The sequence below is a fragment of the Sphingobacterium sp. UDSM-2020 genome, assembly GCF_016132525.1.
GTDB classification, from domain to species: Bacteria; Bacteroidota; Bacteroidia; order Sphingobacteriales; family Sphingobacteriaceae; genus Sphingobacterium; species Sphingobacterium anhuiense.
In genome coordinates, this window is sequence record NZ_CP066166.1 from 773,114 (window position 1) to 792,572 (window position 19,459).

The window sequence follows — 19,459 nt, forward strand, 5'->3', positions numbered from 1 at the left end:
CCAGTTTTGACCGTTTTTCTTTTATCTATAAATAATTTGTAATTTAGTATTATATCTCAACGTTATGTTAGTCCGAATTTACGATAATAACCCCAATGAAAAGTCAATACAGCAAGTTGTTGACGTTCTAAAAAAAGGTGGAGTCATCATCTACCCCACCGATACGGTTTATGGTATAGGATGCGACATTACAAATCAGAAAGCAATAGAAAAAGTTTGTGAAATTAGAGGATTAAAGGCAGATAAAGCCAATCTATCCTTTATTTGCTATGACTTGACAGATATATCTTTGTATACCAAACCATTTGATACAACCGTTTTTAGAGTATTAAAAAAAGCCCTTCCAGGTCCATTTACATTTATCTTTAATGCCAGCAGTCAAGTTCCAAAATTATTAAGTTCCAAAAAGAAAACAGTGGGTATCCGTGTTCCTGATAATAATATCGTACGCGAAATCGTACGTGTGCTTGGTAATCCCATTGTTACAGCCTCCATTCGAGATGAAGATGACATTCTAGAGTATTCAACAGATCCAGAATTGATCCATGAAAAATATGAAAATCTAGTCGATTTAGTAATTGATGGTGGTTATGGTGATAATGTTGCTTCTACAGTAGTTGACCTTACAGAGGGCGAATTTGAAGTTATCAGAGCTGGCAAAGGAAACTTAGAGGAATATCTATAAGATATTCCTATTCTCCACCTGTTTCTTTAAAGCTTCATTAAAAGACTTAAAACCATTGGAGGTTACACCATAAATCATTTTTCGAAAAAAATAAACCAACACTCCTGAAAAGTATTCACCTTGAGTCACAACTGTTTCATGATCGGATTTTTTTTCGAGTATAAAATAATGTTCGCCATCGAACAAACCTGGAATAAAAAGACTGCCTTTCCAACGAAGCTCCTTCTGAGGATTGATAACTAAAAACATCGGATTCATGGTCATACTTGGTCCATCAGGCTGTTCCAATCTAACCTTCGATCTTTCTCCAACGCTTGGAATAGAAAAAAAATGCTTAATTGTAGGGCTCCAGATAGAGTAACTATTAAAATCTGCTAATACATTCCAAACTGATTCGATTGATGTATTAATAGTAATTGTCTGTTCGATATGTGCTTTCATATACCAAAACTAGTATATTCAAATAACCATACACTTGACTTTTATCAAGAATTAATTTTTGCTCTTATTCGGCTCAATGTTTCTGGAGACATACCCAGTACAGACGCAATGTATTGAAGCGGCACTCGGTTAAAAAGCGCTTTATGCTGTTCAAAATATAAATGATAGCGTTCTTCTGCCGTATGCGCTATAAAGTTATATATGCGATCTTCCAATTGTAAAAAACATTTGGCTATAAATCTTTTTTCCAACCGGTTCCAATCAGGGATCTGCTGTTCAAATAAAAGATAATCCTGTTTAGAAATGGAAAGTAACTTCGTATCCTCTAAGACCTGAATACTCCACCTGGCAGGCTCATCAAAAAGAAACGAAGATAAGTCAGTAACGAAGTACCCCTCCTGCCCTATCCATTGCGTAACCTCGCCTGAAGCATTTTCTTTAAACACGCGGACAATACCCGACTGAATAAAACTCAATCGATCACAGCGTTTACCGTGCTCTAAAAAATATGTTCCTTTTAAAAGATCCTCTTCGACAAAAGAAGATAATATGGTGGTCAGATTATTGGGGGAAACATCAAAAAGCTTCGCAATTTGATCTTGAAAAAATGTATTCATCTCCTAATACTGAAGATTTGAGAATTAAATTATAAAACGACAAGTTCTTCAACGATGACGTGACCAACATGCTCATTGACTCGTCCCAATATCTGCCTGCGCATTAAAACAAGTTCATTTTTAATTACAGCAGACTCGACCTTTACAAAGAGTTTTTTGTCTTTAATATAGATCTGTTTTGTCCGATTGGCAATAGCCTTACCGATCAACGTTGGCCATACTGCCAGAATAGAAGTTTCTTCAAATTTACGTTTCAATTTGTAAGCATCCAAAAGACGGTCAATCGCCTCTTTTATTGTGATATCATCACTCGAACGAATATATTCCAATCCGCCCTTATACTTCTTATTATACATAAACTTCACCTCCTGCTATGTCAAAGATACGCACTGGACTGGCAATCGCATCAAAAATTCGCTTAATTCTTTTTGCATCTGTATCTGTTAGAAAAATTTGACCAAATTCATCATCAGATACCATCTGCATCAGTTTGTGCGTACGTTTATCATCCAATTTGTCAAAAATATCATCCAAAAGCAATAGTGGTTTAAAGCCTTTCTTTTGTTGAAAAAAGGAATACTGTGCTAATTTTAGTGCAATTAAAAATGATTTTTGCTGACCCTGAGAACCAAATTTTTTCAAGGGCATACCTCCGTGGATGGTGAAAATTAGATCATCTTTATGTATACCCACTGTGGTTCTCTCCAGTGCCCGGTCGCGTTCCAGGTTCTTTTCCAAAATGTTCAAAAATGAATCTTCCATCAAAGGAGATTCATAGACAAGCTGGACAGTCTCTGCATTTTCAGTCAGGTATAAGTAATGCCGATCAAATTCCGGCTGAAATTCAGCCATAAAAGCAATACGTTTATTATAAATGACAGTACCAACTTCATCGAGTTGCATGTTTAGCACTTCAACAAGACCAAGATCCAATACCCCACTTTGTTTGGCCAGCTTTAATAGCATATTACGCTGGGCAATGATTTTATTGTAAATAATAAGCGTGTCCAGATATTTATTATCTGTCTGCGAGATGACATTATCGATAAATTTACGGCGTTCTTCACTGCCATCAGTAATAATTAGGGTATCATTAGGAGAGATCATTACCAAAGGAAACTGACCGATATGATCAGCCAATCTAGGATAATCCTTTTTATTTTTCTTAAATTGTTTCTTTTGATTACGTTTGATGCTACAGGAAATAACATCTTGAAATTCGTTTTTTTCGAATGAACCCTGCAACATAAACCAGTCTTGGCCCTGTTTAATATGTTGGGAGTCGATGGGATTAAAATAGCTTTTACATAGGGAAAGATAATGTATAGCATCCAAAAGATTGGTTTTACCAACACCATTATCCCCCGCAAAAGCATTTACCTCCGGTAAGAATTCTAAAGAAGACTCTGAATAATTTTTAAAATTTAAAACTGAAAGCTGACGCAACCACATAGCACAAAGATACGCTATTTAGCGTAGCAACTCATCTATTTTATTTCTTCAAAATCCACAAATTCACCAGCATTGTCAGCCACTTTTCTTTTTGACTCTTGTTTAGGTGGAACATAATCTACCGATATACGACCATCTGTTTTTGGAGCTGATTGCGAACTGTTATTATTTTGACCAAATGTTTCATAATGGAACGAGCCACCACCATTGGTATAGGTAGAGCCACCTTGTTGCTGCGCTTTTTTCATAAGCTTTTCTGCAGCCTTACGCATTGCAAATGGTAATATTAATCGAATTAAGAATTTAACTAAATACCATACAGCGAATGCAATCAATAAAAATTTTAATAATCCTGCCATAACTTTATATTCGTTGTCATTTTAATCAAAAATAAAGAATCTCGTTCAAAACAGTTGTCTTAAAAATGTCAGTATATTCGATTTAACAATTTTTAAGGGTTTGTTTTGGACTTTGCTGTCTCAATTGCACGAAATAATTCCTCTTGACGTTGCGTACCGATTACGTACACCAGACCATCTTTATCTGTTAACCATACCGCATCTTTCCCACCTGCATAAAACTTAATCTTACCATTAATATGTAGATTATAAACAGGATTATTGAAGAAAAACTTACTAAATGGTTTTTTTTCCACCTTAACAATTGAACTCAATTCAATTTTAACTAAGCGCGTAGTCCATAAGCCACTCAACATCACCTTTCCTTCAAAAACTTCGATACGGTACAGCAATAGATACATCATGACCACAGAGGTAATAATAATCGCTATTCCGACTAAAAAAAACAATTGGCTGGAAAGTAATTGATCTATGTTGAGATAAACAGCTGTAAAACAAAACAAGGCCAGAACCAGACGTACACTTATCCAAACACGGTCCCGCCCCAAATATTGATTTTCAGTATATAGAAGTCCTTCTTTTATCATGTTATTTACAGCTTAAAATAAACACTTTATTTGTATTTCCACTTATTTTATATCGATTATCAAGTTGATAGTTTGCTACCCAGATGATATCGCCGTTACCGTTTATTAAAATTGGAACATTTCCCTTTTCAAAAACATTCACCTTATAATTATTAAAAAGATCACTCAATTTTTTACGTCCTGTCATTCCCAAAGGATAGAAATAATCACCCGTTTTCCAAGCTCTTAGCGTCAAAGGAAAAATCAGAAGATTAGCATCTATTTTTGCAATCTGCTTATCCCGAACAATAGAAACATCATGACTATAATCACAACAAAAACTATAATTTCTCCAAGATACAGATTTAGTTTCTGAAGTAATAATGGTTTCATCTTCCTGCTTATACTCTTTTTCACGAATAATCAAAAAATCGCGATCAAGTAACAGATCGTATCCCTCAGATTGAAACAATCGACCTGATTCCTTATCAAAACAAGATTGGAGATCGGTCAGCACACTTTTACTAAAACAGAATGGTGAAAATAATTCATACAACAGCGGAAGATCCGTTATATGCTTCCGAAGCTTTTCCTTTTCAATAATCCAAGCTTCTTGTTCCTTTATAAAAAGGTCATTACGAAGGGGTGTTATGAATTGTTGCAACAAAGCATAGCTTTCTTTGAAGTGAGCAATGTTCTGTTCAAAAATACGTTCAAAATCAGGTTGCATTTTTTTAAATTGCGGAATGATGTCGATACGTACTTTATTACGCGCATATTTCGTCGAAAAGTTGGATTGATCATCACGGTATGGAATCTGATATTCCTGGACATAATGTAATACTTCCTCTGCTTTAAGAAACAGTAATGGACGAATCAGGCGGTCGCGTTTTGCCTGAATGCCCTGTAGGCCTTGAAGGCCTGTTCCACGGGATAGATTTAACAACACCGTTTCAATATGATCATTCAAATGCTGTGCAACAGCTATTTTATCAAAACTTAACGCTTCTCTTAATTCTTCAAACCAGGAGTACCGCAGTTCGCGTGCAGCCATCTGTATAGAAATTCCTCTTTCGGAAGCTATCTTCTCTGTATCGAAATGCCTCACATAAAAAGGGATACCATGCGCTTCAGCGAAATCCCGAACCAAGCACTCATCCAGATCAGATTCTGCACCACGTAATTTAAAATTACAATGAGCAATAGCTATCTGATAACCGGCCTTTGCCAATAAAAAAGTCAAAAGCATCGAATCGCGTCCACCGCTCACTGTCAACAAGATCTTATCATCAGCCTCAAAAAGGCTGTTATCTTTGATAAAAAATGTTAATCTTTCCAGCAAATTCATATATCAAAGATAATGTATATTTTTTGAGCATATATTTGTTTAAATGAAAAATTACCATTAATCAACAAGTTCAATTAAAATACATATTTTTGTCTCTGTGAAACAATACTTTTTGTCCTTTATATTTATGGCCCTGGGCCTCATGCTAGCATCTGCACAACAGCAAGATGAACTCCGTTTATTGTCGTCTTCTTACAGTGTTCTCAATTCAAAAACAGGCAATGCAATGTTTTACAGACCGGTTTATGAACATAAAGGATCTACCCTCTCTGCAGATAGCGGTTATTTACATAAAGACGACATAGGGCGCCAGTTCTTTGAAGCTTATAGCAATGTGATCATTACACAGCCTACCGGGACTCAAATATTCGCGGATAAACTTCACTACGATGCGGCTTCACAAAATGCAACGCTAACGCAAAACGTCCGTATGGTCAGTCGGTCTTCCATACTTACGACCAATCATCTGCAGTATAACATGAGAAGTAGTGTTGGAAATTATTATGGTGGCGGCCGTATCACTAGTGGTACAGATACCATTACGAGTACCAATGCGACTTATTTCGAAAATACGCAAGATGCCTTTTTCAATAAAAAAGTCGTGGTACGCACACCAAATGTCAAAATATACACGGATTCAATGAAGTATAATTCGCCTAGCAGTATGACTTACTTCTATACCCCTACCAATATCAAAGGGAATAAAGGGGAAAATCTATATACAGAAAAAGGAGATTATAATACCAATACCGGCGTAGCAAACTTCACAAAGAAAAATCTATATACCGAAGGCAGTAAAATGCTAAAAGGAGATACGCTGCATTATGACCGACGAACCGGAGAAGGAGAAGCGATCCGGAATGTTGTATTTGTCGACACGACCGATAAGTTTTATGCCTATGGGGACAAAGGATTATATCGACAGTCGGATGAATCCATCACGATGACCGACAAGCCCTTGATCATCTCTGTCGTCAAAAAAGATAGTACGCAAAGTGATTCAACAAATACTGGAAATACAAAAACCAATCCGTCCAACAAAAAAGAGGTAAAGAAGAAAGAAAAAGAAGATAAAAAGGTTAAAGAAGAAGTTGTCTCAAAAGATGATAACAAGGGAGAGAATAAACTAGTCAAATTAGATCCTGTAGTAGTACCTAAGGACTCTGTACAGATGGATTCTATATTTATGACTGCAGATACCCTGTTCTCAAAAATGATTCTCCGAAGCACCTACATACCCAAAAATTTCAAACTAAGCCGTGACGGTGGTGAGCTAGATGTAGAGGTAGATGAAGATTATGGAGACGATAATGATAGTACGGATACCGATTTTACATCAGGTTTAGATTCTTTGCAGCAGCAAGGTGATACCTTAGGAAAAAAGGAAATCAATAACGATGCACCTCAACAGAAAATTAAAGACAAGCAAGCTGTCTTAAAAGAAAAAACCAAACAGGAGCCTAAAAAAGCAAGTCCAAATACTGAAAAAACAACAGCAAAACCTGTTGTAAAAGATTTAAATCGTTTTGAATTAGAGAAAAATAGTAAGGCTGACAGTATTTTGCGAAAAAATGCAGTCGTCCCAAAAGCAGATTATAGTGATCAAATCTTTAATAAAGCTCTTAAAGCTGCGAAAAACAATCATGAAAAACCTGCAGCTCCACCCGACACAGCAAAAACCCGTATTGTCAAAGCATACCATAATGTGCGCATGTTTAAATCCGATTTTCAAGCTGTAGCAGATTCTGTTTACTATGGTATGGCAGATTCTATGTTCAGGCTAATGGGAAAACCGATGATCTGGGCAGAGAAATCTCAAATATCCGGTGATACGATTTTTCTGCAATTTGTGAATCAGAAACTGGACAATACGTTAATTGTAGGTAATGCATTTATGGTAAATGCAACTTTGGACTCCGCTAAATACAATCAGTTAAAAGGCCGTAAAATAACAGGATTCTTTGATAAAAACAGTTTAGAACGGATGTTCGTTGATGGAAATGCCGAAAACATCATTTATGTCGTCAATGAAGAAACCAATGTAGCAACAGAATTATTCCATGATCGCAGCAGCCGCATTAAAATTTACATGGAAAACAATAAATTGAAAGAGTATGTTTCCATTAGAAAAGTTGATGGTAAAGTCTACCCAATTGCCCAATTAACGCAAGAAAAAGAATTTCTACCGGGGTTTATTTGGAGGCCGGAAGATAGACCGAAGTCAAAAGAAGATTTACTCAATAGAAAACGATCTGTTGCAAAAGACGAGATTAAAGTTCCCGAGGCTGAAAACAAAGAGGGAAAACCTAAAGAGAAAACAATTAAGAATATAGAAAGCGAACCGGAGGAAAAGCCTCAAGAAGAAGTTAAAAAACAAACTGCGCCTAAGCGGGAAATTCAGAAAATGGAAAGTAAGGCTCAAGGAGAAAAATTGCAGGCCGTACAAGATAGCACTCTTATTAAGGCAGTTTCTCCAAATAAAGAACCGATCAAAAAGTAAGATTTAATTAAAAGATCATCAACAATGCGGCCTGTCAATAATACCGCATTGTTGATGATCTTCAAATAAGTTAATGTCTTTCGGAAACCAACAAGCGCTTAGCACTATCTGCAGCGATCACAAGACCTGCAGCCAACATAATAATATCTTTTATAACCAAACGCCCTGCTGCGGAAAGGTAGGGAAATCCATAGTGAGGTGTCGGAAAATCACCACCTAAATTTGGCACAAATGTTTCTGGTGTGGTAATCAAGAATGATAAAGTCACGAGGGACATCCCAAATGTCAAAACACCACTAAGCAATCCTATTTTCGGAAACCATATACCCAATAAAACAAAAAATCCAATTCCGACAATAACCGCTCCCAAGCCATAAGAAAATAGATATGTCCTGTTTTCATTATGCCAATCCACATTTTTTTGAACAGTTTTACCTTCAGGATTTTTATACTGCTGATACTCTGGTGCCTTCTTGCTGTAAAAAAAAGACATAACAGGACTATTGGCTACAAATGGAACAATACCATCAGCTTCGTACTGAAATGCCTTTAAACCACCTATCCATGCCATCACAAGAAAGACTGCAAAACGTAAAAAATTAATAAATTGATTTTGTAGTCCCGCTAGAAAAGAAATAAATCTGTACATAGTTGTCTATATTTGATATGGCTACAAATTTCCATTTAATAAATCAGCTATGACATGGACAAATCGGTAAATTCAATAGATTATTTAGCCACAATGGAGATCCCTACACGCTCTCGAAAACCTGAAGGAGAAATACCAACATTCTTCTTAAAATACCTGCTAAAGTAAAACTCATCTTCAAACTGAAGTTTTGCAGCTATTTCTTTGACAGATAAATATGTCAGATGCAACATTTTTTTTGCTTCAAGAACAACACGATCCTGGATCAATTGGGAAGGAGATTTTCCCAATTCTTTTTTAACCTTTTTGCTGAATGAATCTACTCCAAGAGCAAGTTCATGTGCATAAAATTGCACCGATCTCTCTAAAAGAAAAGCAGACTCCAACAGTTCTTGAAATTTTAGACTAACTGTCAATTCGTTCTGATAAACATCGGTATGAACAAGCTGAAGAGATTTTTCCTTACTGCAAAGAGCCAAAACAAGTTGTAGATAAGATTTCAATACAGATTCAGAAAATGGACTTCCTCCATCTTTCTCCACTTCAATTTTATTAAAAATTGTTTTTATTTCAGTAAATAAAATCGGAGAAATAGTCACAAATGGTGTTAAGTAGATATTGTTAAATAATAAACCATTGCAAGCAACTTCCTTTTTATGATATTCAATGCAGTAAAAATCACCATGGAACTCCAATTTAATAATGGAAGCCGGTGTTGTCCCCTGCCACTTGAAATGTTGATAAGGAGATAAAAAAACCAAACTATAAGCCGCGCTGGAATAATTTGAAAAATCAACCGAAAATTTCGCCGGATTTTCGAACATAAAAATCTGATATAAAGCCGATTGAAAATCATCTTGAAGCGAAGATGTATGAAGATGCTGAATATCGATTAACATAGTTTTTCTCCTAAATTTTTAGCTCTATTATAATCTACTTTGAAAAAAATAAAATAGACTATTCTAGCGTTCGCTTAATTAAAGTAACATCGATTTACAGCTGACTAAATTGAAAAGCAACACTCACTGCTATAATACTGCTCTTTGACCAGTTTTTATAAAAAACTTTTCTAATACCAGGACAGAAACCAGATCTTCTACCATCTGATTTTCAAACCGTTTCACAAACTGATGTGCATTCTTAATGATTTCTTCTGCCTTTTCCGGATTTTCGATATAATAATTTAATTTCACTTCTAAATCCGAATAATCATCTTGGATATGTATATAATGATAATCAGGGATCAATAACCCTTCCATAAACCAAGTTTCAAACTTTGGAATTGGCATTACGGCAATAGAATTTGATGACATCACCCATTTTAAATTGGTCGCCACATCATTTCCTTCTAAGGCCAGTATAAATTTATAATGTAGATGTTCTGTTATTGAAATCGCAGGTTTATACCAGCCTTTATGTTGATTCTTTTTAGAGACATCTCCTAAATCGCACAGAGGATGATCAAAATAGATCTGAAAAAAACGGCTTCTGTGCTCCTGTTGAACTGTAGCGCGTCCCAGCAACATATTTTTTTTATCTCGAAAAGCAATCTCATCTTTGATAAAATTAAAATGCCTGACTTTATCCATATTTAGCAATACTGAATTGCAGTTATTTCCTCCAATAGGTCTGCTTTTCACAATTGCAGGTGTTTTGGGAATATCAACAACATCACCTGGAATCATATCTATTCGAAGATCACCGTCAAAATATCGTAAATATTCTTTCAGATCAAAATAATAAACTGAACCTTTTTTAGGTCTCTTCATATCCTTTAAGTAGCAAGCACCCTCGCCCACTGTTTGAATCTCATCTAGTTTATTGTAATAAGCCAGACGATCAACAATAGCCTGGTCATAAGAAGAAAGATTGTTGATCATTGCTACTCTTTTGGATCGAAACAAAGGCAAAAATGAATATTCCCGGAAACTAGCTTTCACATAATATCCAAACTTAAAATTCTTATTCTTAAAAAATATTCGTTTTATATTCATTTCTAATTACTCAAAAACGCGGCTAATTTCTGAACAGCGACTGCCCGGTGGCTGATACTATTTTTCTCGTCTGCAGTCATTTCCGCAAATGTTTTATTATAGCCATTTGGTATAAAAATAGGGTCATAACCAAATCCATCCGCACCTTTACGTTCATCAATAATGTGGCCTTCAATACTACCTTCAAAAAAATGTTGCTGACCGTTTAGGTTAAGTGAAATCACTGTTTTAAATCGAGCGGTACGATTAGCGATACCTGCTAACTTCTCCAGAACCAAATTAATATTTTTTTCCATATCACGGCTACCAGAATAACGGGCCGAATACACACCTGGTTCACCATTTAATGCATCAATTTCCAACCCAGAATCATCTCCGAAACAATTTAATCCATATTTATTGACTAAATAATCTGTCTTCTGTTTTGCATTCTCATGAAAAGTAACACCTGTTTCAGGAATATCTTCATGGCAATCAATATCAGCCAAAGATTTAAGTAGGAATTTCTTTCCTACAATAGCCTGCACCTCTTCCAATTTATGTGCATTATTAGTCGCAAAAATAAGTTCAATCATCCGAATAAGATTTTATTCAAATGTATTAAATATAATAGAAAAAACAGCTAATTATCCGAGCTAAAGACTAGCTCTGATGTTGAATTAATGACTTAAACTCAGTCCAAAAAGCTTTTTTCTTAACCATGTCTGCAAACATCTCTTCAAAACTGTAGGTATTGAAGACTGTCGCAATACGACCGTGCATATAGGAGTTATGCGCAATCTCAGGCAACTTTAATGATAAAGGTTCAACGCCTAGAAGAATAATCTTTTTAGGAGTGAAAAATGACATAATTCGCTTAAAGTCATTTGGATTGTGTGCATTGGCCAAATTAACAACCGCAACATCAGCAACTGTTAGCTTAAGCGCCCCAATTGTCTTTACAAATGCCTCCTCTGCTTCCGGAGAAAAGTAAGGATAAGCGGGATATCTTAAGATAAACAGAATTCCTTTTGCTTTAGAGCCTTGATATATAAATTCCTCAACAGATTCCTGATGAGCAGTAACCTGTTGAGGATTTAAAGGTGAAGATACCGATTCAGACTGACCCGAAAAAGCTTCTACAGCATCGGCCGTCGCGAATATAGTCTCGGACATGAATGCCTGTAAAGCAATGGGGTCTGTAGTCAGTAAATTCGACATATTCTTATTATTTACCCAAAATATAAGAGAAAATCAAAGGAGCAACAATAGTTGCATCAGACTCAACTACGAATTTAGGTGTATCGATATCTAATTTACCCCAAGTGATTTTTTCATTTGGAACAGCACCAGAGTAAGAACCGTAAGATGTTGTTGAATCAGAGATCTGACAGAAGTAAGACCAGAAAGGAACATCTTCCCACTCTAAATCTTGGTACATCATCGGAACAACACAAATAGGGAAATCACCAGAGATACCACCACCGATTTGGAAGAAACCAACACCCTTACCAGAAGAGTTAGCACGGTACCACTCTGTTAAGTAAATCATATATTCGATACCAGATTTCACTGTATGAACATTTAATTTACCTTTGATTACATTAGAAGTAAAGATGTTACCTGTCGTTGAATCTTCCCATCCTGGACAAACGATAGGCAAGTTTTTCTCTGCAGCGGCAACAATCCAAGAGTTTTTAGGATCAATTTCGTAATATTGTTCCAACACTCCAGAATTAACCACCTGGTATAAAAATTCGTGTGGTAAATAACGCTCGCCTTTTGCTTCAGCAGCATGCCATACATCTTCCAAATGTTTCTGTAAACGACGGAATGCTTCCTCTTCAGGAATACAAGTATCTGTAACACGATTATAATGTTGATCTAATAATTCTCTTTCTTGCTCTGGAGTCAAGTCACGATAGTTAGGAACACGCTTGTAATGTGAGTGTGCTACTAAATTCATAACATCCTCCTCCAGGTTAGCACCTGTACATGAGATGATATGTACTTTATCTTGACGAATCATTTCAGCCAAAGAAATTCCCAATTCAGCAGTACTCATTGCACCACCTAAAGAAATTAACATTTTACCACCTTCTAATAGATGAGCCTCATAACCTTTAGCTGCATCCACCAATGCCGCAGCATTGAAGTGAAGGTAATTTTCCTCAATAAACTGAGAAATAGGACCTTTTTGTGTACTCATAATATTTTGTTACTTTTAATAAAATAATAAGTGTAGCAAAGGTACTGAATATTATTTATTTTAAGCTTGGAGGTCTGCCAAACAGCATGCTATTCAAGCATTTTTTAACAAATGTTAAAAAATATTTGCAATCTTAAATTACCCATCGCTCACAGGAATCCAAAAATTCCTGGTTAATATCAGCACCAATACCCGGAAGATCCGAAAGATGAATATGATATCCTTTATATTGAATACCACCGACAACAGGATCCTCTAGATGGCCGACCATACAAGTATCCAAATCATAAAACTTCACATTCGGCACAGCATAAGCAAAATGAACTTTCGCGGCTAAAGCCAATCGACTTTCAAGCATCCCCCCTATCATACAGGGAATATTAAATTCAGCAGCTATTGCGGCAATTTTTAATGCCTCATGAATGCCTCCTGATTTTGAAAATTTAATATTAATATAGTCACAGGCATCTGCACGACACAAGCGTTCCGCATCATGATGGCTATAGACAGATTCATCTGCCATGATCAGAACCGTTGTTTCGGTACGAAGTTCAGGAAGCAAATGATCTAAATAAGTACGCATAGGCTGTTCACAAAACTGAATCTTAAAAGGTTCCAGTCCCTGCAAAGCCTCTACAGCACCTTCGTATGTCCATCCTTGATTTGCATCAATACGAATCGGCATATCAAAGCCGACCGCTTTACGGATTTCCCGAATCCTTGCGATATCCGTTTTAGGATCCTTGCCCAATTTCACTTTCAACATCACAGCCCCTGCACGGTACAACTCTTTTGCCTTAGCTGCCATTTCTTCCGGACTGGCGATACCTAACGTGATATCGGTTACGATCTCTCGTGGAATACCTTTTAAAAATTGATATAACGGAACTCCTGCATTTTTTGATGCAATATCATATAAAGCCATGTCAAATGCAGATTTTATTGTTGTATTGCCGGCTATATACATATTTAGCTCTGCGAGACGCTCCTCTATATTTAAAGGATCTTTACCTTTCCATAACTTCGCAAAGTCACGCGCTATCACTAAACAGGTGTCCTGGGTTTCCCCTACAATCATAGGAAAGGCAGAACATTCACCAACCCCAACGATTTCGGTATCCGTACGAATCCGAATAAAGGTGTTCTGTGCAAAATCCATAGTGCCTGTTGCAATGACAAAAGGCTCCATAGGAATGCTTAATCTATAAATTTCTATTTCAGTGATTTTCATGGTTTAAACTATTATGTATTTCCTACCTCACAGCGAAAATAACAAAAGCTAAGATAGATAAAGAATATCTAAAATATAGCGCAAAGCTTATCCGTTCCAGAATTAGTTATATGCTAAAATCTATTATTTTTAAGGACCTGTCTCCGATCGACTTCTTATTGAGATCGGAATACAATGCGCAAAGGAAAGTCCGTGAAAGTCCATGGAAGTCCGTAAAAGTCCATACAAGTGCATACGTTATTTCGCCTTACTCCGACATTGCTAGGGCATTGGCAGGACAACTCTTCGAGTCTGGTTCGAGTACCCTTCGACTATTATTCGACAGGTATGCGGCAGGGTGTCGAACACCTACCGAATAGACCACGAACAACTGTGGGGCTTGTCTCCTATCTCTCCCCTAGCAAACTCGAACTTAAGTCAAACGGCAGTCATTCACAATTGAATAAAGTAAGAGTTGATTTCGCCCTTCGTTCGCAAAAGGTTCGAAAAGGATTCGTCTTCCTTATACTAATCCTATACCCATCCTATACCTCGCCTATACTGAAACAGTAGACAAACGGAAGACAAACAGAAGACAAACAATAGACAAAAGGTAGAGCTTTACCGAAGGCTTCCCGAACAAAGTGCGAATAAAGATTGAAGCATACTCTAATCAAGTAAAAGGCAGATCATCTTGATGAACCCGCTTTAAAAACTGCATCACCAATCATTAAGATGATACAAATCATTTTATTACAACACGTAACATGCTCATTCAAAAAACAAATCACAAAGCTCTTTCAAAATACAATATCAGCAATAAAAGACTTTTTATTTACAAATAACATAAGCTTATTTAAAATAATTTATAAAATCTATAATATTTTAATGTTTTTATTCATATATTAGCAAAGTAATAATTGAATAGGAAGATGATTGAAAGTAACACAAATCAGCAAGGGCTATACGACCCGAGTTTTGAGCATGACGCCTGTGGGGTTGGTTTTGTAGCGCATATTAAAGGAATAAAATCACATGCACAGGTAAAAGATGCCTTGACCATGTTAGAAAATATGGAGCATCGTGGTGCTTGTGGCTGTGATCCAGAGAGTGGAGATGGCGCAGGTATTATGATCCAATTACCACATGAGTTTCTTTGGGAAGAATGTATTAACCTAGGTATACAACTTAAAGAACCAGGATATTATGGAGCAGGAATGGTTTTCCTACCCAAAGAACCTGAAATGAACAAAATTTGCAGAACAGTTATACAAGAAGCGGCTACTGAAAGGGATATGAAATTCCTTGGATTTCGGGATGTACCAGTAAGTAGAGCAGGTATAGGCCCGACAGCATTAAGCGCTGAACCCGAAATAGTTCAATTCTTTATCGACAGACCCGAGACCGTACATAACACTGAAGAATTTGAACGCAAATTATTTGTCCTCAGACGTTTGATTATCCAAAAAATCAAACAATATCAAGAATATCCACTACCGCTTTACTTCGCTTCCCTATCTTGCAAAACAATTATTTATAAAGGTCAGTTGACAACTTACCAAGTTGGCACTTATTTTAAAGACCTTCGCGATCCAAGAGTTGTTTCTGCATTTGGATTAGTACACTCTCGCTTTTCAACCAATACTTTCCCTTCCTGGTCTTTAGCACAGCCTTTCCGTATGTTAGCGCATAATGGTGAGATCAACACATTAACAGGAAATCTGAACTGGTTTTACGCAGGCATGCGTGCGCTTTCGTCTCCTTATTTTACAGAAGAAGAGATGGAGATCTTATTACCTGTTGTAGACCGTGGTCAATCTGATTCTGCATGTCTAGACAATGTTGCAGAACTTTTATTACACAGTGGCCGCAGCCTTTCCCATGTGATGCTGATGCTGGTCCCTGAGGCTTGGGATGGCAATACACAAATGGATCCATTAAAACGAGCATTTTATGAGTACCACGCCACATTAATGGAACCTTGGGATGGTCCAGCTGCTCTTTGTTTTACTGATGGCAAGTCCATTGGTGCAACCCTAGATCGAAACGGATTGCGTCCTTTACGCTATGCCATTACTTCAGATCATCGAGTCATCGTTGCTTCAGAGGCAGGCGCACTTCCTATTGATGAATCAACGATCATCAAAAAAGGAAGACAACAAGCTGGTAAAATTTTCTTGGTCGATATGGAACAGGGTAAAATTTTATCTGACGAAGAGGTAAAAGGCGACTTAATACGTCAACAGCCTTATGGCGATTGGTTAGACAGTTATAAAATAAAATTAACAGAATTGGCTGAGCCTCGTGTTACTTATACCTATCTGTCTAAAGAATCGGTATTTAAGTATCAGCAGACTTTCGGATATTCGAGAGAAGACTTAGAAACAATTCTAACACCAATGGCACTGACCGGGTATGAGCCAACAGGTTCCATGGGATCTGATGTACCATTAGCTATACTTTCCGATCAACCGCAACACTTATCCAGTTACTTCAAGCAGTTTTTTGCTCAAGTGACAAACCCTCCTATTGATCCAATAAGAGAGCGTTTAGTTATGAGTCTAGCAACATTCATTGGAAATGCAGGCAACATACTCATTGAAGATAAAAAATTCTGTCACTGCGTTACGCTCGAACATCCGATATTGACCTCGAAAGAATTAGAAAAGCTACGGTCAATAGACACGGGTGTATTTCAGGCAAAAACTTTACAATCTTACTTCCGAGCAGATGGTCAAAATGGTTCTCTGGAAGCTGGATTAGAACGCCTTTGTCGATATGCAGATGATGCTGTACGTGATGGCTTCGAAGTATTGATACTTTCAGACCGTGCCATTGATTCACAACATGCTCCTATCCCGTCCATATTAGCTGTATCTGCAGTACATCACCATTTAATCAAAACAGGAAACCGTGGTGCTGTCGGTCTTGTTGTAGAAGCTGGAGATGCTTGGGAAGTTCATCATTTCGCATGTTTACTTGCATTTGGTGCGACTGCAATCAATCCTTACATGGCTCTTGCGAGTATTCGTACGATGAAAGAACAAAGTAAAATCGAAACCGAATTAACATGGCCTGAACTTTCCAAAAACTATGTAAAGGCAGTAAATGCGGGATTATTAAAGATATTTTCAAAAATGGGGATATCGACCCTGCAGTCGTATCATGGTGCACAAATTTTTGAAGTATTAGGTTTAGATAAAACTGTTGTAGACAAATATTTTTGCGGTGCCGTATCCCGTATCGGGGGCTTAAACTTGGACGATATTGCACAGGAAGTATTGACAAAACACTGGGTGAATTTCAAAGAAAGCCGTACTCCACAAACATTGCTTCCTGAAGGCGGTCTTTACCAATGGAAACGAAGAGGTGAAGGACATCTTTGGAACCCAGATACTGTACATCTTCTACAACAGGCTTGTCGCAATGATGATTATGCTACTTATAAAAGATATGCGGAAAAAATAAACAACCAAAAAGAACAGATGTTCACCCTGCGTGGTTTATTAGATTTTGCTAAACATAGAACAGCAATTCCTTTAGAGGAAGTAGAACCAGCTAGTGATATTTTAAAACGTTTTGCCACAGGTGCGATGTCATTTGGTTCTATTTCACATGAAGCACACAGTACACTGGCAATTGCGATGAACCGCATCGGTGCAAAATCAAATACTGGAGAAGGTGGTGAAGATGAGCTCCGTTATCAGCCTCTTCCTAATGGTGACTCGATGCGCTCTGCAATCAAACAAGTAGCATCCGCAAGGTTTGGCGTTACATCCAACTATCTGACACAGGCAGACGAAATACAGATCAAGATGGCTCAAGGTGCTAAACCTGGAGAGGGCGGTCAGCTTCCTGGACCTAAGGTTAATGAATGGATTGCTAAAACAAGACATTCAACGCCAGGTGTAGGGTTAATTTCACCGCCACCACATCATGACATCTATTCGATTGAAGATTTAGCACAATTAATCTTTGATCTAAAAAATGCAAACCGTGCTGCACGTATCAATGTCAAACTCGTTTCAAAAGCGGGTGTTGGAACTATTGCTGCGGGTGTCGCAAAAGCACATGCCGACGTTATACTGATAGCAGGATTTGACGGAGGAACAGGAGCTTCTCCGATCAGTTCGACAAAGCACGCAGGTTTACCTTGGGAATTGGGATTAGCAGAAGCACACCAAACTTTGGTGAAAAACAAACTTAGAAGCCGTATCGTACTACAAGCAGATGGACAGGTAAAAACTGGACGTGACATCGTTGTAGCAACCTTATTAGGTGCAGAAGAATGGGGCGTATCAACTGCTGCCCTTATTGCTGGAGGCTGTATCATGATGCGTAAGTGTCACTTGAATACTTGTCCAGTAGGTGTAGCCACACAAGATCCAGAATTAAGAAAATTATTCACCGGTAAACCTGAGGACATTGTTAACCTATTCCGCTTCATGGCCGAAGAAATCAGAGAGACCATGGCAGAATTGGGTTTCCGTACCATCAATGAAATGGTAGGAAAAGCACAGTTCCTTAAAAAACGTGAGAACATAGATCATTGGAAAGCTTCCAAAATTGATTTCTCAGGCATATTATATGTTGAGCCCAACGATCCTAATCAGTCTCTTTACAATACTGAAGAACAAGATCACGGCATGGGTATGATCTTAGACTGGGGATTATTGAAACAAGCGAAACATGCCTTAGAAAGCAAAACTCCAGTTTTTGGAACTTTCACGGTTAAAAATACGGATCGTACCATCGGTACGCTATTGTCGAATGAGATTTCTAAACTATACGGATCCGAAGGCTTACCTGATAATACCATCAATTACAAATTTGAAGGTTCTGCGGGACAGAGTTTTGGTGCATTCTCAACAAAAGGACTATCATTTGAGTTAGAAGGTGAAGCAAATGATTATGTTGGTAAAGGATTATCTGGTGCACAATTAGCGATCTATCCGAAAGCAGAAAGTAAATTGATACCGCATGAAAATATCATCATCGGTAATGTTGCTCTATTTGGTGCTACATCGGGACATCTCTTTATTAATGGACAAGCCGGCGAACGTTTTGCTGTTCGTAATTCAGGTGCTACGGCAGTAGTAGAAGGTCTTGGCGACCATGGTTGTGAATACATGACCGGGGGACGTGCACTTATCTTAGGAGCTACTGGAAGAAATTTCGGCGCTGGTATGAGCGGAGGTATCGCCTGGATCTATGATAAACAAGGAACATTTAGAGACAATTGCAATACTGAAATGGTAGATCTTGATCCATTGGAACAAGAAGATGAAACAGCAATTATTGCATTGCTAAAAAGACATATTTTACTCACAAACAGCAAAATTGCACAACATATCCTCGAAAACTGGACTGCTGAGAAAAACAGCTTTATCAAAGTATTTCCAAAAGAATACAAACAGGTATTACGTACAAAATTAGTTGAAGCATAATCA

General features: G+C 37.4%; 18 protein-coding genes. 4 read left to right on the forward strand and 14 right to left on the reverse strand.

The genetic code is table 11. From position 1 onward, the window contains the following. The first annotated feature begins 64 nt into the window (after positions 1–64). On the forward strand, positions 65–685 hold the full coding sequence (locus JAZ75_RS03260; RefSeq protein WP_021188797.1) for an L-threonylcarbamoyladenylate synthase: 621 nt from the start codon (positions 65–67) through the stop codon (positions 683–685). Here JAZ75_RS03260 and JAZ75_RS03265 read toward each other — a convergent pair. The 7 genes from JAZ75_RS03265 to tilS form a co-directional block, all read right to left on the reverse strand. Continuing rightward, entirely contained in the window at positions 680–1,126 is a 447-nt protein-coding gene (locus JAZ75_RS03265; protein ID WP_021188796.1) for an SRPBCC domain-containing protein, read from the reverse strand. The two genes, JAZ75_RS03260 and JAZ75_RS03265, sit on opposite strands and share 6 nt — an antisense overlap. 44 nt (positions 1,127–1,170) lie before the next feature. Beyond that, positions 1,171–1,743: a Crp/Fnr family transcriptional regulator gene (locus tag JAZ75_RS03270; RefSeq protein ID WP_208700219.1), complete on the reverse strand. Its 573-nt coding sequence runs from the start codon at positions 1,741–1,743 to the stop codon at positions 1,171–1,173. 29 nt (positions 1,744–1,772) lie between these two features. Beyond that, entirely contained in the window at positions 1,773–2,099 is a 327-nt protein-coding gene (locus JAZ75_RS03275; protein WP_021188794.1) for a DUF721 domain-containing protein, read from the reverse strand. Continuing rightward, the gene (recF, locus tag JAZ75_RS03280; RefSeq protein ID WP_021188793.1) at positions 2,092–3,195 is read right to left on the reverse strand and encodes a DNA replication/repair protein RecF; all 1,104 of its coding nucleotides are present in this window, start codon (positions 3,193–3,195) and stop codon (positions 2,092–2,094) included. Before recF ends, JAZ75_RS03275 begins: the two co-directional genes overlap by 8 nt. A gap of 35 nt (positions 3,196–3,230) precedes the next feature. Beyond that, on the reverse strand, positions 3,231–3,554 hold the full coding sequence (locus JAZ75_RS03285; protein ID WP_021188792.1) for a DUF4834 family protein: 324 nt from the start codon (positions 3,552–3,554) through the stop codon (positions 3,231–3,233). Between the two features lie 92 nt (positions 3,555–3,646). Next, positions 3,647–4,141 (reverse strand): hypothetical protein, encoded by a 495-nt coding sequence (locus tag JAZ75_RS03290; protein ID WP_132772360.1) that lies wholly within the window; start codon positions 4,139–4,141, stop codon positions 3,647–3,649. A gap of 1 nt (position 4,142) precedes the next feature. After that, entirely contained in the window at positions 4,143–5,468 is a 1,326-nt protein-coding gene (gene tilS, locus JAZ75_RS03295) for a tRNA lysidine(34) synthetase TilS (protein WP_208700221.1), read from the reverse strand. A 142-nt stretch (positions 5,469–5,610) separates the two neighbouring features. Between tilS and JAZ75_RS03300 the strand changes: the two genes are divergently transcribed. Next, entirely contained in the window at positions 5,611–7,968 is a 2,358-nt protein-coding gene (locus tag JAZ75_RS03300) for an OstA-like protein (RefSeq protein WP_232789347.1), read from the forward strand. Positions 7,969–8,038: 70 nt separating this feature from the next. Here JAZ75_RS03300 and JAZ75_RS03305 read toward each other — a convergent pair whose 3' ends face one another. From JAZ75_RS03305 to JAZ75_RS03335, 7 genes are all read right to left on the reverse strand, one after another. Then, the gene (locus JAZ75_RS03305) at positions 8,039–8,617 is read right to left on the reverse strand and encodes a DUF417 family protein (RefSeq protein ID WP_132772366.1); all 579 of its coding nucleotides are present in this window, start codon (positions 8,615–8,617) and stop codon (positions 8,039–8,041) included. Between the two features lie 80 nt (positions 8,618–8,697). Then, positions 8,698–9,516, reverse strand: coding sequence for a helix-turn-helix domain-containing protein (locus JAZ75_RS03310; RefSeq protein ID WP_208700225.1), 819 nt, complete (start codon positions 9,514–9,516; stop codon positions 8,698–8,700). Positions 9,517–9,645: 129 nt separating this feature from the next. Beyond that, positions 9,646–10,611 carry a glycosyl transferase family 90 gene (locus tag JAZ75_RS03315; protein ID WP_208700228.1) on the reverse strand — a complete coding sequence of 322 codons (966 nt, stop codon included), beginning with the start codon at positions 10,609–10,611 and terminating at the stop codon, positions 9,646–9,648. Positions 10,612–10,613: 2 nt separating this feature from the next. Next, a complete protein-coding gene (locus JAZ75_RS03320; RefSeq protein WP_208700230.1) occupies positions 10,614–11,186 on the reverse strand; it encodes a non-canonical purine NTP diphosphatase in 573 nt (190 codons plus the stop codon). A gap of 67 nt (positions 11,187–11,253) precedes the next feature. Next, the gene (locus tag JAZ75_RS03325; protein ID WP_168128248.1) at positions 11,254–11,811 is read right to left on the reverse strand and encodes a hypothetical protein; all 558 of its coding nucleotides are present in this window, start codon (positions 11,809–11,811) and stop codon (positions 11,254–11,256) included. Positions 11,812–11,818: 7 nt separating this feature from the next. Then, the gene (locus tag JAZ75_RS03330) at positions 11,819–12,799 is read right to left on the reverse strand and encodes a deoxyhypusine synthase family protein (protein ID WP_021188785.1); all 981 of its coding nucleotides are present in this window, start codon (positions 12,797–12,799) and stop codon (positions 11,819–11,821) included. Between the two features lie 133 nt (positions 12,800–12,932). Then, entirely contained in the window at positions 12,933–14,030 is a 1,098-nt protein-coding gene (locus tag JAZ75_RS03335; RefSeq protein ID WP_208700232.1) for a mandelate racemase/muconate lactonizing enzyme family protein, read from the reverse strand. A 110-nt stretch (positions 14,031–14,140) separates the two neighbouring features. Between JAZ75_RS03335 and JAZ75_RS03340 the strand changes: the two genes are divergently transcribed. Together JAZ75_RS03340 and gltB are read left to right on the forward strand one after the other, a co-directional pair. After that, positions 14,141–14,389 (forward strand): hypothetical protein, encoded by a 249-nt coding sequence (locus JAZ75_RS03340; RefSeq protein ID WP_208700234.1) that lies wholly within the window; start codon positions 14,141–14,143, stop codon positions 14,387–14,389. Positions 14,390–14,941: 552 nt separating this feature from the next. Then, positions 14,942–19,456: a glutamate synthase large subunit gene (gltB, locus tag JAZ75_RS03345; protein ID WP_132772377.1), complete on the forward strand. Its 4,515-nt coding sequence runs from the start codon at positions 14,942–14,944 to the stop codon at positions 19,454–19,456. Positions 19,457–19,459 lie beyond the last annotated feature (3 nt).

Bases quoted from the DNA above. Each gene is read 5' to 3' on its own strand.
- JAZ75_RS03260 (WP_021188797.1), top strand. From the start codon at position 65: ATGTTAGTCCGAATTTACGATAATAACCCCAATGAAAAGTCAATACAG.
- JAZ75_RS03275 (WP_021188794.1), bottom strand. From the start codon at position 2,099: ATGTATAATAAGAAGTATAAGGGCGGATTGGAATATATTCGTTCGAGT.
- JAZ75_RS03320 (WP_208700230.1), bottom strand. From the start codon at position 11,186: ATGATTGAACTTATTTTTGCGACTAATAATGCACATAAATTGGAAGAG.
- JAZ75_RS03270 (WP_208700219.1), bottom strand. From the start codon at position 1,743: ATGAATACATTTTTTCAAGATCAAATTGCGAAGCTTTTTGATGTTTCC.
- JAZ75_RS03315 (WP_208700228.1), bottom strand. From the start codon at position 10,611: ATGAATATAAAACGAATATTTTTTAAGAATAAGAATTTTAAGTTTGGA.
- JAZ75_RS03285 (WP_021188792.1), bottom strand. From the start codon at position 3,554: ATGGCAGGATTATTAAAATTTTTATTGATTGCATTCGCTGTATGGTAT.
- JAZ75_RS03335 (WP_208700232.1), bottom strand. From the start codon at position 14,030: ATGAAAATCACTGAAATAGAAATTTATAGATTAAGCATTCCTATGGAG.
- tilS (WP_208700221.1), bottom strand. From the start codon at position 5,468: ATGAATTTGCTGGAAAGATTAACATTTTTTATCAAAGATAACAGCCTT.
- JAZ75_RS03290 (WP_132772360.1), bottom strand. From the start codon at position 4,141: ATGATAAAAGAAGGACTTCTATATACTGAAAATCAATATTTGGGGCGG.
- JAZ75_RS03265 (WP_021188796.1), bottom strand. From the start codon at position 1,126: ATGAAAGCACATATCGAACAGACAATTACTATTAATACATCAATCGAA.
- recF (WP_021188793.1), bottom strand. From the start codon at position 3,195: ATGTGGTTGCGTCAGCTTTCAGTTTTAAATTTTAAAAATTATTCAGAG.
- gltB (WP_132772377.1), top strand. From the start codon at position 14,942: ATGATTGAAAGTAACACAAATCAGCAAGGGCTATACGACCCGAGTTTT.
- JAZ75_RS03330 (WP_021188785.1), bottom strand. From the start codon at position 12,799: ATGAGTACACAAAAAGGTCCTATTTCTCAGTTTATTGAGGAAAATTAC.
- JAZ75_RS03340 (WP_208700234.1), top strand. From the start codon at position 14,141: ATGCTAAAATCTATTATTTTTAAGGACCTGTCTCCGATCGACTTCTTA.
- JAZ75_RS03305 (WP_132772366.1), bottom strand. From the start codon at position 8,617: ATGTACAGATTTATTTCTTTTCTAGCGGGACTACAAAATCAATTTATT.
- JAZ75_RS03300 (WP_232789347.1), top strand. From the start codon at position 5,611: ATGCTAGCATCTGCACAACAGCAAGATGAACTCCGTTTATTGTCGTCT.
- JAZ75_RS03310 (WP_208700225.1), bottom strand. From the start codon at position 9,516: ATGTTAATCGATATTCAGCATCTTCATACATCTTCGCTTCAAGATGAT.
- JAZ75_RS03325 (WP_168128248.1), bottom strand. From the start codon at position 11,811: ATGTCGAATTTACTGACTACAGACCCCATTGCTTTACAGGCATTCATG.